The 15739-nt window shown below is 53.7% G+C and carries 10 protein-coding genes; 3 read left to right on the forward strand and 7 right to left on the reverse strand.

Annotated features, from left to right (window positions below; translation table 11 throughout):
- Window positions 1-2835: 2835 nt before the first annotated feature.
- The 4 genes from FJ146_04775 to FJ146_04790 all read right to left on the reverse strand — a co-directional run bounded on the left by FJ146_04775 (window position 2836) and on the right by FJ146_04790 (window position 7392).
- Window positions 2836-4260, reverse strand: a complete 1425-nt coding sequence (locus tag FJ146_04775; GenBank protein ID MBM4251260.1) for a class I SAM-dependent methyltransferase — start codon at window positions 4258-4260, stop codon at window positions 2836-2838.
- A gap of 79 nt (window positions 4261-4339) precedes the next feature.
- Window positions 4340-5308, reverse strand: a complete 969-nt coding sequence (locus tag FJ146_04780) for an AAA family ATPase (protein MBM4251261.1) — start codon at window positions 5306-5308, stop codon at window positions 4340-4342.
- Entirely contained in the window at window positions 5308-6516 is a 1209-nt protein-coding gene (locus FJ146_04785; protein ID MBM4251262.1) for an NAD(P)/FAD-dependent oxidoreductase, read from the reverse strand. Before FJ146_04785 ends, FJ146_04780 begins: the two co-directional genes overlap by 1 nt.
- Window positions 6517-6525: 9 nt before the next feature.
- On the reverse strand, window positions 6526-7392 hold the full coding sequence (locus FJ146_04790; protein MBM4251263.1) for an MBL fold metallo-hydrolase: 867 nt from the start codon (window positions 7390-7392) through the stop codon (window positions 6526-6528).
- A 333-nt stretch (window positions 7393-7725) separates the two neighbouring features.
- Here FJ146_04790 and FJ146_04795 point away from each other — a divergent pair, with 333 nt between their 5' ends.
- From FJ146_04795 to ligA, 3 genes are all read left to right on the forward strand, one after another.
- Window positions 7726-8052: a rhodanese-like domain-containing protein gene (locus tag FJ146_04795; GenBank protein MBM4251264.1), complete on the forward strand. Its 327-nt coding sequence runs from the start codon at window positions 7726-7728 to the stop codon at window positions 8050-8052.
- 231 nt (window positions 8053-8283) lie between these two features.
- A complete protein-coding gene (locus FJ146_04800; GenBank protein MBM4251265.1) occupies window positions 8284-10140 on the forward strand; it encodes a S9 family peptidase in 1857 nt (618 codons plus the stop codon).
- A gap of 41 nt (window positions 10141-10181) precedes the next feature.
- The gene (gene ligA / locus FJ146_04805) at window positions 10182-12107 is read left to right on the forward strand and encodes a DNA ligase (NAD(+)) LigA (GenBank protein ID MBM4251266.1); all 1926 of its coding nucleotides are present in this window, start codon (window positions 10182-10184) and stop codon (window positions 12105-12107) included.
- Between the two features lie 34 nt (window positions 12108-12141).
- Here ligA and FJ146_04810 read toward each other — a convergent pair whose 3' ends face one another.
- From FJ146_04810 to FJ146_04820, 3 genes are all read right to left on the reverse strand, one after another.
- Complete coding sequence (locus FJ146_04810) at window positions 12142-12537, reverse strand: hypothetical protein (GenBank protein ID MBM4251267.1); 396 nt, start codon at window positions 12535-12537, stop codon at window positions 12142-12144.
- A gap of 10 nt (window positions 12538-12547) precedes the next feature.
- Entirely contained in the window at window positions 12548-14833 is a 2286-nt protein-coding gene (locus FJ146_04815) for a bifunctional (p)ppGpp synthetase/guanosine-3',5'-bis(diphosphate) 3'-pyrophosphohydrolase (protein ID MBM4251268.1), read from the reverse strand.
- Window positions 14834-14931: 98 nt separating this feature from the next.
- Window positions 14932-15612 carry a guanylate kinase gene (locus FJ146_04820; GenBank protein MBM4251269.1) on the reverse strand — a complete coding sequence of 227 codons (681 nt, stop codon included), beginning with the start codon at window positions 15610-15612 and terminating at the stop codon, window positions 14932-14934.
- Between the last annotated feature and the right edge of the window lie 127 nt (window positions 15613-15739).

Below are 15739 nucleotides of genomic sequence, written 5' to 3' on the forward strand. Positions count from 1 at the left end.
TGGCAGTAAGGGAGCGGTCCCTGGACCGGCCGCGACAGACAACGTGAAGTTTTTGCGCGGCGACGGCACATGGGCAACGCCGGATGCGACGGCTGCGGGGTCTAGCAACCAGATACAGTACAACAGCTCTGGTTTGCTTTCTGGTAGCGCGAGTTTTGTTTACGATGGTGGCAATGTTGGGATCGCAACAACGTCGCCTGGATCCAAACTTCAGGTGAACGGTAATGCTGCAATTGGCTATTCAGCCGCGACCGCAGGTCCAGCTAATGGCCTCGCAGTGAGTGGCAACGTCGGGATTGGTACACAAAACCCTGCCGGCAATCTTGATGTCGCAGGCTCTATCTGCCTTAACGGCACTAACTGCATCACGTCGTGGCCTAACGCCGGCGGTTACTGGGCGACGTCAGGAAGTGATTCATACGTCGCATCCGGTAAATTGGGCGTTGGCACTGCTACTCCCGACGCAGATTTGAGCTTTGGTGGAACGCTTGCACGAACTATACAAGTCGATCGCAATACCGGAGCAGGTACCAACGGCGGCAGTTTAACAGTGCAAGCCGGTGGTGCCGTCAGCGGCGGCAGTAATTACAACGGTGGCAACTTGACGCTCGCATCTGGTGTGGCTACGGGTACCGGGACTTCATCAATTGAATTCAAAACAGCTAGTGCCGGTGCGAGCGGAGTGAGCGATGCAGCTCCGACGACGAAGATGACGATACTCGGAAGTGGAAATGTCGGGATTGGGACGACGGCTCCGGTCGCTCCGCTCCACATCGTTTCTTCAGGAACTGCAACTATGCCGGAGCGCGGCATAGCGAATTTCTACTTTCCTGGGAACAACAATCTTGGTGGGGGGGTCAGTGCCTACAAAGCGCGAGGTAACTCCGCAGCCCCGACAGCTGTGGCAGACGGGGATTTTTTGGGCGGTCTAGTGCTCGGTGGACACGACGGCTCTGGATATCTCAATACGGCCGCGGTCTTATCTAGGGTATCAGGCAATGTTGCGACTGGTTCGATTCCCACCGATATTGTGTTTACGGCGGGATCGACTACTAACAACTGGTCAGAGCGCATGCGTATCACATCGAGCGGCAACATCGGTATCGGCACCACCTCCCCAGCCGGTAAACTGGACGTCGCTGGCTCTATCTGCCTAAACGGCGCCAACTGCATCACCTCCTGGCCAAGTGGTGGCAGCGGCAACTGGGCGACAACTGGCAGCGACTCGTATTTAGCCTCGGGCAAACTAGGCCTCGGCACTTCAACACCAGCAGCCGATCTGAGCTTTGGTGGTAGTCTCGCAAGAACCATCCAGGTTGATAGAAACACAGGTGCTGGCACAACTGGTGGTGGCCTCACTTTGCAAGCTGGCGGCGCCATCAGTGGCGGTAGCAACTATAACGGTGGCACTTTGACACTAGCCTCTGGTGTAGCCACGGGTACGGGTACTTCGAAAATTGAGTTTAAAACAGCAACCGGTGGTTCGACTGGTGCGACGGATTCCTCACCTTCGACCAAGATGACGATCCTTGGTAACGGGAATGTTGGGATTGGTACCACCGCGCCAGGCGCACCGATGGAGATCAAGGCCACCGGCAACACGGCGCCTAATAACAACGGTCTCTACGTCTATAACCCAACCAACTCAGCTAATAACAACGCTATACTGGCTGCCAGAGTGGCTGGATCCTCTGCCGGTAGCCCATTCGTGTCTTACGATGTTGCTGGTGTTGCCGGATGGTCTGCTGGTTTGGATAACGCTGATAGTCAGAAGTATAAAATTGCAAATTCTTGGAGCTCGCTCGGCACTAATACACGGATGACCATCACTACAGGAGGATTGGTTGGTGTCGGAACGACTGCTCCAGGCGATTTGATGCATATCTATAACTCTGGCGCTACCGCAAACTTAGGGTACATTTCACAGAACGCCACGCGGCAGTGGCGTGCAGGGGTACGGGGTGACACGAGCAGTAACTACGCCATCCAAGATGATACTGCCGGCGCGATTCGCATGGCCATCAATTCAAATGGTAACGTCGGGATCGGAACGACATCACCACTCGGCAAATTACAAGTCGCAGTTCCGGGGTACTGGGACTATCCTGTCGCAAACTTTAATGCATCCGATGCTACCGCTGGCAACGGAAGCTGGATCGATCTTGCGGCCAACGGTGTTTCGCGGGCGTCTCTGACGTGGGGACACGATAATGCAAATGGTGGCGGCGGTTTCGTCACCCTCGGAACTCTGGACAGGAGCAACGGAGCAGTGCTCGATAGAATTTTTGTTGCTTCGAATGGTGCCGTCGGTATCGGATCAGGAGATCCCGTCGCTAAACTCGATGTAGATGGCCCCATATACGCCAAAGGCCACGCTTTCCCCTGGCACTGGATAGCGACTGGTACGACTTCAGTTTCGTTTGCTACCACTTCATGGATTGACCTCGGTGTATCGATAACTTACACCTTGCCTGCTAAAGCTGACGTGCGCTTCCAATTCGATGCATCGATGCAAGCTAGCCAGGACAGCGTCCTCTGCAACATAGCCTTTGTTCTTGATGGAATCAATCAAGGGCATGGCACCTACGGCAACATCATTCAAATGGGCACGACTGGCAGTCATTGGAATTCTGTGTCCCGTACACTTTGGATCAGACCACAAGCTGCTGGCACTTATACGATCAAGATACAAGGACGCAGCCAACCGGCCGGCTCAACTTCAAGTGTATGCTTCATCGATGGCGCACAGGCATATTCACGCCCCAACCTTGAAGTCGTGGCGTTCCCCGTTAATTAGCACGATCCAAGCGGTTTGCGATCTACCATCTGCAACATTCACCTCTGCGCCCGATGCAGCCGCTCCCAAATCACTGGACCGTAGCGATTTGGGTCACACCCTCGATGTTGCAGCCGCTCATAAATGAGCCGTTCTAGGGCCGCATCATGAATCTGAGCTAAGGGACGCGCATCAGGTATCGGCATCGCTGACACTAAAGCAGTAGCAAGGCTAGCCTTGCGTCCGGGGTCGCTAATCTGACCGGGTAGTATGGCACCGATGCGGACCAATCGTTGCAGAGCTGTACCGCTGAGCCTCGACAACATCGCAGATACACCCTCGGTAGAGCCATGCATCACCCACCGCAAGTGGGCATGCCAGATAGTAAGACGCAGCGGCAGCGGGATCTCGCTCGTCTCCCGGTAGCTGAACCACTGCGATGGAGGCGCTTTCAGCATATAAGGCCATAGCCAACTCTTGGGCCTAGGCCTCTTGATCGCGCTGGTCCCCGCACCTTCATCGCGCCGCCGCACAAGAAAGAGCTCCAAATTATTCTCAAACCGTCGATCCGCAAGACGCGCCTCAAGCTCCTCCGTTGTAGGTGGGTGCCATAGCGGATTAGCGAGATCATCGAGCTCGGCGTAACGATCAAAAAGACCAACGACCTCAAGTCCAGCGCGCGCAATAGCCTGATACCACGTAGCGATAGGAAGACGCGCCTCGCGCGGATGCAAAAAAGTATCGGCAAAACGCGCGCGGTTACTCATCGTGCCCATACCCATTTGGCCTAGCCTATCTGCTACTGCAGGCAGCTTAGCTGCCGCCAATCTGAGTATGTGCAGGGCAAAAGCGATATCCGCGTTTGAAGCGGGATCGATGCCTAGCAGCTGAAACACACGTTGCAATTCGTGAATCCAAGATCGCGCCGCAGTGTTGTAGACCATTAACCGCACCGTGCCACCCGGCAGTAGCGACTCACCGAGCAGCTTCAGGGTCTCACTGGGATTAGCCATGTGATGGAGCACGCCGTATACATCGATATGACTAAAGGCCTCCGCACTGCAGGGCTGACTGCAGCGCTTTAGATACTGATCTAGGTCGCCATGTTCAAAACGGATGGAGCGGGGATACCATTTGCACCGCCACCGGGCTCGTCTCAAACTGGATGCCGATAGATCTACGGTCACGATCCGGTGATCCTGTGACTCCCATTTCCGCATGATATAGGGCAGGATTTCGCCGCCTCCACCGATCAGGACATTGGTCGCCGGCAAGCTAAACTGCGCGGGATCAACTCCCGCAGCTCCCCCGAGCAGGTCCCCGGCTAAACGTGCAGCAAAATGCGAATGTGTCAGGTATCCATCTTGCCAGCGCGGTTTGGCAAAGAGAGGATAATGCGGATAGGGGTGAACCTCATAGAGGGCGCGCACCGCCTTGACGATGTGTGCACCCAGAGCTCCGGACCTAGCGTCGATCGCATTCATAAGCACCTCCGCTCACCCAATCGTACACAAAACCAATCATACACGAACCCATTGATATACAAGCCCAACATACTATGGGTCACTGGATCGCGTATTCTCGAATCTTGCGCCAAAGTTTTGCGCGGCTATAGCCTAGTTTTTTAGCCGCCTCACCTTTGTGAAAGCCTGTCGCTCTCAACGCTTCCAAGATCAGATTAATTTCCTGCTGTTTAACGCTGAGGCCGGTTTGAGCCTCATGCTGAGGACTTGGGGCTCCCTGCACCTCAGGCGTCAACTCGCTTAACCGCAGGATTTCACCCTCACCCATTACCGACGCATACTCGATATTATTACGTAATTCCCGAATATTACCTGGCCATGAATATTTCAGCAGCGCAGCCATCGCATCGTCATCAATGGCGGTGATGATGCGTTGCCGGTGACGATTAAACTCATCTATGAATAACCAAGTCAGCACCTCTATATCCCGACCTCGTGCCGCCAATCTCGGGAGAAACAGTGGCACTACACGGACCCGGTACATTAAATCAGCACGAAACTCTCCGTCGTCCACCATCTTGCGCAGAGACCTATGAGTGGCGGAGACTAATCTCGTGTTGGCATTGATCAATTTAAAAGATCCAACTGGTGAAAACTGACGCTCTTGCAATACGCGCAACAGACGTGGCTGCAGGTCACGGGGCAGTTCGGCAATCTCATCTAAGAATAGCGTGCCATGATGAGCAATTTCAAAGACACCTTTTTTATCTGCATGAGCGCCAGTGAACGCCCCCTTAACATGACCAAAAAGCTCTGAGAGCATCAGCTCTGCCGTCAGCGTGGCACAATTGAGAGCCTGGAAAGGTCCTTTCGACCGCGGACTCAGATCATGGATAGCGCGTGCCACGAGCTCCTTACCCGTACCCGATTCACCGCGAATGAGAATGTTAGCCTCGCATTTGGCCGCGCGCTCTAAGAGCTTTACAAATGCGATCATGTTCTCAGATACAGTGACCATGCCATGGAATACGGTAGGCTGGATCTTTGGACGCTTGTGTAATTTTGCCATTACATCCGTCCCTTCATCATGCCCTGCCAGTATAGAGTCGGGAGCAGATCCTTCTTAAGATGCCAGTAAAGGCGGCGCTCTTTTGTAGGGTCCAGTGGAAATGATGGCATCAACTTACCGTCATAACCGAACTCGGCCAGTATCACCTTGCCGATATCTGTAATCAAAGGACATGACGAATATCCGTCATAGCGTAGGAAGTCGCTCTGGCCGGCCAGGTGCTTCGCTATATTGGCTGCCACAACGGGTGCCTGCTTCCTAATGGCGGCACCCGTCTTACTGTTTGGCACTCCTGTAACATCACCGACACCAAAGACGTTGGGGAACTTCAGATGCTGCAAGGTATGCTTATCAACAGCTAGCCAGCCACGTTGTGCATCTTCGTCAGAAGCCAGCGGCGAATCCTTGATAACGCGCGGAGCGCTCATGGGCGGCACAACGTGTAACAGGTCAAACTTGACCTCTTCTTTAATAACCTCGCCATTGGTGACTCGTTCAAAAACCGCCACCTGATCACTGGCTCTCACGCCAACCAGTTTAGTCTGGAACCAAGTTTCAATCTCTTTGCGCGCGATGACTTTACTTAGTGAGGCTGCAAACTCCGGAATGCCAAAGATTGCTGCACCGGCACTAGCAAAAATAATGCGTGATTTCGCCCGCACACCTCGACGCCGCCAAATATCATCCGCGAGATACATGACCTTTTGTGGGGCTCCAGCGCATTTGATAGGTACCGGTGGCATTGTGAAGATCGCCGTGCCACCGCTAAAGTTCTCGATCGCCTCTCTAGCTGCATCTAACTGATCAAATTGGTAAACGGAGATCACTCCCTGTTTCCCCAAAGACTCCTGAGCACCGGCCATATGATCGTAGTTTAGTGTAAGACCGAGAGCAACCACGAGGATATCGTAGCTAAACCTCTGACCATCGGCAGATACAACCTCACGGTTATCGGGGTCGATGGACTTAACGGAGGCCTTGATCCATGTGACTCCAGGCGGAACGACGGAGGTCATGGAACGACGACTTGAATTTTTTGATACGAGGCCAACGCCAGCTAAAGTCCAGTAAGGCTGGTAATCATGAAACTCACTTGGGTCGATGATTGCAATGTGACCACCTAGCCCGTCACGCATTAAGCGCGCCGCTACCGCAATGCCACCAGTGCCGCCGCCTAGAATGAGGACCTTAAATTTTTGCTGCATCATGCGGAATCCTCACTTTGCTTTTTTAACGGGTAGCTTCAAGTATACCGTTCCGTTCGATTCTGGCTCTGGAAATTTACCTGCGGCAATGTTTACCTGCACACTTGGGAAGAGAAGCCTAGGAGCCGCGAGAGTCGCATCCCTCTTATCTCGGAACGCGACAAATTCAGATTCCGTTGTTGTTGCCCTGAGCTGGACATTGGTGTTTTTAGAGGCTCCAATAGTAGTCTCATAAGCCAACTCTCGCCCATTGGGCTGATAGTCATGGCCGACGAATACACGCGTCGACTCGGGGAGTTTGTAAAGTCGTTCTGTTATGGAGTGGAACAGAGCTTTGGAGTCACCATTGGGGAAATCACATCGTCCTGTACCGTAGTCAGGCATAAAGAGGGCATCACCTGTAAACACAGCGTCGCCGCATAGGTAACTAACACAAGCCGGTGTATGACCTGGTGTGAATAATACGAGAAATGCAAGAGAACCTGCTCTTACAGTCTCGCCATCCTTCCAGAGGCGGTCAAACTGACTTCCGTCCGCATGAAATGACTCAGGGAAGTTAAAAACGGATTTGAAAGTTTTTTGTACCCTCGTGATACGCTCGCCAATAGCTATCTTCGCATCGTTGACGTAGCGATTCTTAAGCTCAAGGGCCCCAGACAAATGATCGGCGTGAGCATGGGTTTCCAGTATGTAATGAACACGCAACTGATGCGCATCAATAAACGCGTACAGTTTTTCCAGTGAGGCAGTTGACGTGGATACTGACGCCGGATCGTAATCCAATACGGGGTCGATAATGACCGCGTCCCTCGTTGCAGGATCAAACACCACATAAGTTAGGGTGAATGTAGTCGGATCGTAAAATGCCTTGATTTCCATGGTGCCCCCCATTTTCCTTTGGCCCTAAGCCTTCAGACCCCACACCAAGTCCTACGTACATCCAACCACAATCCGTGCCAGCCCTTACTGAACGTCAACCTCCAGTGACTACGGCGAAATTTTGCCGAGACTGCGCCTGACCGCCCAGGCATTGTTTCAATATGTATTAACATTGTATCATCATTTCGATACCAACATAGGCGTCTGGATACCACTCCCCGCACGTTTCTTTTGCTAACTATCAATCATGAATAGCCAAGTTCCAGAGAGCCGGACTGGCACAGCTTTTGGAATGTTAGTGGCTGTAGGCTGAACCAAAAGGAGACTCAAACAATGGCAGTCAAAAACATCACACCCACGGAACTTTACCGACTCCAGCAAGAATCAGGGGCCATCGGCGTGATCGATGTGCGGGAGCCAGAGGAGTTCGCCGCGCTGAGCTCCACGATCGCTCGCAACATGCCGCTGAGCTCATTTACTCCCACTGCCGTCGCAAAATTAATCGATCGCAAATCACCCGTGTACCTGCTCTGCAGATCAGGCTCGCGGTCCATGTACGCAGCGCAAATGCTCGCGAGTAGCGGATTTGAGGCGGTATACAACGTCACAGGTGGCATGAACGAATGGCAGGCTAAAGGCCTACCTACCGTGAGTGGTTAAGCCTGGAAAAAATAGGAGTAATACGATAAAAAACGACACTCCCAAGGCGGCGCCATGAGGCGAGACCGCCTTACCTGATCACCAAAATCGGAGTGCCTTGTGACACTTTTCGTAGCGCCTTTTACTGTACTGGGCAGGCTTGCCTCATGTATCGCGATGTGTCTAAGCGCCGCCGCGGTTGCTCCCGCCGCCACCGATGCGGTTCAGCGTCGCGAGAGCGGCAATCTGGTGATGGAAGAGATCCCAGAGATACCGGAATCTCTAAAGGAGCGTTTAGCCCAGTATGAGAACGTCCGTGCAGCTGGCGTGGTCGGCTGGTTACCGGCAAGCGAAGGACTCGTTGTCTCGACTAGATTTGGTGAGACCTCGCAGCTGCATAGCGTCCAGGCGCCGCTATTTTATCGGCGTCAGTTGACCTTTTTCAACGAACCCGTTGCCGGGGCTGAAGTTCACCCAGAGAGGCCTCTGATCCTCTTTTTACGTGATAGTGGCGGCAATGAAAATCTGCAGATCCATTTGCTCGATTTGAGATCGGGCCAAACGCGCCTACTCAGTGACGGCAAATCACGCCATCAAGCGGCACACTGGGATCACCAGGGTCGCCGCATCGCTTTCGCCAGCAATCAACGCAACGGTCGCGACGTCGATGTTTACGTCCAGGATCTCATGCGCGACGACGCCAAGGCTGAGCTGATCTTGCAAGAGGGCGGCAACTGGGTGCCACTTGAGTTTAGCTGGAGTGGCGACAAACTATTGGCCCTCAAGGAGATCTCGGCCAATGAATCGCAGCTTTATCTGGTTGATGTAAAAACAAAGCAGTTTAGAGAGATAACTGCAGGACCAAAAGTCGCCTTTGGCGCAGCCACTTTTGCCCGTGACGACAGCCGGATTTTTGTCACTCATGACGGCACGGGCGAATTTCAATCGCTCTATGAGATCGATGTAGCTAGTTTCAAAGCCAAGCCACTAACCGCTGCTATCCCCTGGGATGTGGAGAGTGTGCGACTCTCGGGCGATGGTAAAAATCTCGCATTTCTCGTCAATGCCGACGGCTATAGCAAACTTTACCTCCTAGACACGAAGTCGCGGCGTCATCGTGAGGTGGCCGAGCTACCGTTTGGACAAATCCACGGCCTCGAGTTCCACCCGAAAAAGCCAGAACTCCTCGCCCTGACCTACGGCAGCGCCAAGTCGTCTAGCGATGCCTATGTGCTCGATCTAAAGCACAAAAAGTTGGCTGCTTGGACGCAGAGTGAAATGGGTGGACTAGACGCGAGTCGTTTAGTGGAGCCATCGCTTATCCACTTCCCTACTTTTGATGAAATCGCCGGTAAGCGTCGTCTGATCCCAGCATTTCTCTACCGTGACCTAAAGCGGACTGGCAAATTACCTGTCATCATCAATATCCATGGGGGCCCAGAGGCCCAGTTTAGACCTGGATTTTCCGCCAATATTCAATACTTCGCCAGTGACCTTGGCGTTGCGGTGATCGCTCCAAACGTGCGTGGCTCTTCTGGCTACGGCAAGACCTACCTAACTCTTGATAACGGAACGTTGCGCGAGGACTCCGTGCGCGATATTGGCGCCCTGCTTGACTGGATTGCCACGCAGCCGGACCTCGATAGCTCACGCGTGATGGTGATGGGCGGATCCTACGGTGGCTACATGACACTTGCGAGTCTCACCCACTACAGTGATCGACTCGCTGGCGGTGTTGACGTGGTTGGTATCAGCCACTTCCTGAGTTTTCTAAAAAATACAAAATCCTACCGTCAAGATCTGCGCCGCGTGGAATACGGTGACGAGCGTGATCCAGAAATGGAGGCGTACTTGGAGCGCATATCTCCCCTGACTAATGTCGCTAAGATCGTCAAACCACTATTCGTGATTCAAGGACTCAACGACCCTAGAGTTCCCGTGAGTGAGGCCGAGCAGATCGTCAAGGCCGTCCGCGACAATGGTCATGAGGCTTGGTACCTGCTGGCCAAGGACGAGGGGCACGGCTTCCGCAAGAAGGCCAATCAATCGGTGTACTTGCAATCGGTGGCCTTATTTGTCGAAAATGTGTTGTTTCCCCGTCGCAGCTAAATGCATCATGCTCGGATCTTGAGATCATCGAGAGGTCAAATATGGCATCACGTTCTCCCTATGCGGCAGACCGCATCGCTGCGCTTGCTGAGTCTATAGTCCACCACAAAAGAGCCTATTATGCCGGTAAGCCGGAGATCGCTGATGCTGCATACGACCGCCTCGAAGACGAGCTGCGCACGCTAGCGCCAAATCACCCAGCGCTAAGCTTAGTGGGTGGCGCGCTAACGTCGGACCTACCTAAAGTGAAGCACGCGCAGCCTATGCTGAGCTTGCAAAAGACCTACGATGTCGCTGAGCTCCTGCGCTGGGCCGACGCCGATTGGGTGGTCGGTACGCTCAAAATTGACGGTGTGAGTATGAGCCTTATCTACGAGGATGGTTCGCTCACGCAGGCCAAGACTCGCGGCAACGGTCTGGTCGGTGAAGATGTCACAGTTAAGGTGCGCTGGGTAAGCGACGTTGTCCCTCAGGTACCACTCAAGGGGACCGTTGAGATACGTGGGGAGCTCTACTGCAGCGAGACCAACTTTATCCGTCTGGCCGAGGAGATGACCGCACTGGGTCTCGACCGGCCGACGAGCCCACGCAATATTGTGGCGGGACTTCTTGGGCGCAAGACACACAGTGAGCTCGCGCGACACTTCAATTTTTTCGGCTTCAACCTCTCCGGCATTGAGCAGGATCTCGGTCTTAAGAGCGAGATGGAGCAATTGACATGGCTAGGTAACAATGGCTTTAGGCTGCCGCTGCCTGAGCGCCTCCAGGGCGAGGCCGCTGTCAGCAGGTATCTTGAGCAGGTGCGGGAAGCGATGAACGAGGGCGAAGTCCCGGCCGATGGCGCCGTCTTCAGCTACGACAACCTAGCTAAGCAGCACGCGCTCGGTAATACGGCGCATCACCCCCGCTACAAAATCTCCTTCAAGTGGCAAGGCGAGACGGCAGTCAGTCGCATCAGCGATGTCACATGGGCCACGTCGCGCCTGGGCATTGTCACTCCCGTGGCGGTGATTGAGCCAGTCTCCTTAAGTGGCGCCATGATCACCAATGTGACCTTGCACAATGCTGCGCATGTCAATACTTTCGGCATCAAAGCCGGAGATCAGATCGAAATTGTGCGCTCGGGCGAGGTGATCCCCAAGTTTCTACAAATAATCGAAGCCGCCAGTGGCGCGCCTCAGCTACCAACGCACTGCCCCTCGTGTGGTGCAGGTCTCTTGTTTGATGATGTGAGGCTGATTTGCCCCAATACTGAGGGATGTCCCGCACAGCAGCTTGGTAGCATCCTCAACTGGATCAAAGTAGCTGAGATCGACGACCTGAGCGAAAAGCGCCTAAGCGCCCTGATGCAGGCTGATTTGGTCCGCTCCATCCCGGACCTTTACCGTTTGCAACTTGAGGACTTCTTCAAGATTCCACAAACTAAAGATAAGATGGCCTCCAAGTTACACGCCAACATCGACCGTAGCCGCAAGTTACCTCTGGCGCGGTTCCTTAGTGGCCTCGGTATCGAAGGCGCTGGCGTTACCACCTGGGAAAAATTAATCGCTGAGGCGCCGACGCTCAAAAACCTACGCGCACTCACGGCTGAGCAGATTGCCGCCATCGAAGGTTTTGCCGCTAAATCTGCCGTTCAATTAGTCGACGGCTTAAAGGCCAAAGCAGCCCTCATTGACGAGCTGCTCGCGGTCGGTATCACCGTAGAAGAGGGCGCCACGTTTTCCGGTGACGGCCCACTCTCGGGCAAGCAGCTGGTGATCACAGGAGCGCTCAGTCGCCCTCGTGCTGAGATCGAAAAAGCGATCAAGGCGGCCGGCGGTAAAGTTGGTAGTTCGGTGTCGTCAGCGACGCATGCCGTCATCACCGAAGATACCGACTCAACCTCAAGCAAGATGGTCAAAGCCAAAAAACTTGGTATCCCCATCTGGAACGAGGCTGATTTGCAAAAGGCACTCGCAGGCACCTAACGTCGCCGGAGGTGCCTTCAATCCTCTGGGATCCTCAGGGGCGCTGCCACGCCACTTCGCCCTGCAGCACATCGCGGTAGCAAAGCTTCTTGTCATCTGTGCAGACAAAAGCCGTCAGCGTATAAGGCAGAGTGCCTTTGGCAGCCTTAGGTTTGGTCACGGTTTGGACACTGAATCCTGGCAGCGCCTCGTCCAACTCAGTCCGGCCGAGTTTATTTTGCTTAAACTCGATATCTACCGCTGGCTGCAACTTGAGGGACCACGGCGCATCTTTATTGAGATGCAGTCCGTCGGCCACATTCACTTTGAAGGAAAATTTCACCAGGTCACCAGCAACCTCGGCCCGGGCATCGACTTGGCTGTGCGTTTTTTTATCCGCCGCCTGGGCGGTCGCGAGTGTGGCTGCGAGTAGTAAGGTAGCTATGCTCATAGTTTAAATCCTAGTTGCGGTTAATGCGATGCGTACTCATCCGCTCGACCTTCTGCACAAACGGTATCGCTTCAACCTTGCGGATGATGGCCTGCAGCTGTGTCAGACTCTGCAGCGTCATCTCGAATTCAAGGATACCGGAGAGGTCAGGGGTCACCCGTATCTGAGCACGCTGGATATTGGCTCCGCAAGATGAAATTGCACTCGTTACTTCGGCCAATACGCCTTGCCGGTCCTTGGCAGTCACGCGCAAAAAAGCTGCGTGCTGGCCATGACTAGACTCGGCCTCACTCGCCCACTGCACATCAACGCGTCGCTGCGGATCTAAATCAAGGGCCCGCGGACAGCTACCGCGATGCACCGTCACGCCACGACCACGGGTGATGAATCCAACAATGGATTCACCCGGAAGCGGATGGCAGCAACGAGCGAAATTGATCAGTACATTCTCGATACCGTGGACTAAAATACCGCCATTTGGTGCGGCTTTTTTATCGCCACCGGCAGCTTTTTGTTTATCACTCGCTGATGACTTGACCGTCTCCAGTTTATCGACGGCGACCTTCGGCTGTTTACTAGGATAAACGCGGGTCAGGAGCTCCTTAGGGTTCACCTTCCCGTAGCCGATAGCGACCAGTACATCCTCGAGCGTGCTCTCCTTGCCAAACTTGCAGAGCAACTCAACATCAGCGCTTTTGAGCTTATCAAATTCAAGGCCTAGCGCCTCCAGCTCCTGCGCAAGCATTTCACGCCCAAGAGCACGACTGCGGTCGCGCTGCTCCGAGCGTAAATAAGACCTGATTTTGTTACGAGCCTTCGAGGTGGTAACAAAGCTCAGCCAGTCTTTACCCGGTTTTTGTTGTGGCGACGTTAAAATCTCGACGATATCGCCATTCTTCAAATTCTTTTTGATCGGCACCATGCGCCCATTAACCTTGGCGCCGACGGTGGTGATGCCGATCTTGGTGTGCACATTAAACGCAAAATCCAGCGCCGTTGCCCCGGCGGGCAACTGAATGACATCACCCTTGGGAGTGAAAACAAAAATCTCCTCCTCAAAGAGGTCGACCTTGACCGCCTCGAGGAACTCGTCAGGGTCCTTGATTTCCTTTTGCCATTCCATGATCTGGCGCAGCCAGGAAAACTTCTTAAGGTCAGCGTTTGCACCTTGAGGCGGTGCATTACGCTCCTTGTAAACCCAGTGCGCGGCCACACCCAGCTCGCAGGTTTGATTCATTTCGTGCGTGCGAATCTGAATCTCGGCCGGTTCACCATTAGGTCGGATCACCGTGGTGTGTAAGGACTGATAGAGGTTGGCCTTGGGCATGGCGATATAGTCTTTGAACCGCCCAGGCATCGGCTTCCACATGGCGTGAACCACACCAAGGGCCTCGTAGCAGTCCTTGACGTTGTCGACAATGATGCGGAAAGCGAAGAGATCGTGGATATCCTCAAACTCAAGACCTCGGTCGGCCATCTTCTTATAAATCGAGTAGAAATGCTTAGGTCGCCCGTAAACGACTAAATTGGTGAAGCCATATTTAGCAAGCTCATTGGCGAGGATATTCCTAACTTCAGCAATATAGGCTTCGCGCTCAGCTTTCTTAATCGCGACCTTTTTGCTGATTTCGCGGTAGATGTCATACTTGAGCTCCCGCATACACAAATCTTCCATCTCGCTCTTAAGCCCGTAAAGGCCAAGGCGATTGGCGAGAGGCGCGTAAATCTCAAGGGTCTCCTCGGCAATACGCTGCCGCTTAACTTCTGGCAGATTATCCAAGGTCCGCATGTTGTGCAGACGATCAGCTAGCTTGACCAAAATGACACGGAGATCCTGTGCCATCGCCAAGACCATTTTGCGGAAGTTTTCCGCCAGACGCTCCTGACTCGAGCGAAACTTGATCTTGCTGATTTTGGTCAAACCATCGACCAGATTGCTGACATCGGCCCCAAACTCGCGTTCGATATCCTCAAGCGTGGCATCCGTATCCTCAACGGTGTCATGCAAGATAGCAGCTACTATCGAGGCAAGATCGATGCGCAAGGTAGTCAGAATATTCGCAACAGCTAAGGGATGCGTGATGTAAGGCTCACCCGACCGCCGCTTCTGATCGCGGTGATGAGCGGCGGCAAACTGGTAGGCCTTTTGGATAATGTCGAGCTTTTCGTCCCGCATGTAGGACTGCAGGTTACTGACCAACTCGCGATAGATGACGTCGGGATCATGCTCGGCGGCGACAAAACTCACCGGTTCTTTGGTTTTGCTGGGGCTGTCACTGGGGCTATTTGAGTTCATGCTGTCTGGATCCCGCCTGGTATCTGCAGTTTAACTCTAGAACCCGCACTAAGTCGCTACATTTGCACCGTTCTCGTTACCAAAATAAAAGCATCGGCTTACGTCGCCTTACTTAATTCCGCACGGAGAGCATCGATCCATGGCGCCGTCGCAAATTCACGGAGCAGGTCCTGGCACAGGGCGGCTCCGTTGGCGGCACTCATCTTTGATTTTTCACCATTTATTATAATACCTTGAAGCTCACTGTAGGCACCCTCGAGGGAGTGGTTCACGATAAAGTGGTCGTAGTTGCCGCCACTTTCGATCTCGGCCTTGGCCGCCATGAGACGGCGCCAACGCACGGCAAGTGGTTCCGTGCCACGGCCCTCGAGGCGTTGCCAAAGGGTCTCAACCGAGGGCGGCAAAATGAAGATCGACACGGCACCGGGCAGAAGTCCCTTAGCCTGCTTCCACCCTTGAACATCAATCTCAAGTAGCGCCTTCTTGCCGGCCTGCGCCAGACGTCTCAACTCATCCTTAGGCGTCCCGTACAAGGTGCCAAACACTTCGGCATACTCGAGCATCTCACCACGGTCGATTAACCCCTGAAAATACTCGCGCGTCACAAAGTGATAATGAACACCCTCAATCTCGCCTTGCCGCTTGGCGCGCGTCGTATAGCTGACAGAGAGCTCGACCTCTGGATGTTCCTTAACAAGACGGCGATTAAGCGTGGTCTTGCCTGTTCCAGAAGGAGCTGAAACGACGAATACAGGGGGAATTGGTGCTGGAGTGATCAATGACTACTACCCAATGACTGCTAGCTAATAACAACTACATGCGGATCTAGGACAAGCACTGGGCAAGACCGCCCAGCAGAGCTGAAGTGCATAGCAGTATTGTCTCACATCAGCCAGAAAAAAACAG

The sequence above is a fragment of the Deltaproteobacteria bacterium genome, assembly GCA_016874735.1.
Taxonomy (GTDB): domain Bacteria; phylum Bdellovibrionota_B; class Oligoflexia; order Oligoflexales; family CAIYRB01; genus CAIYRB01.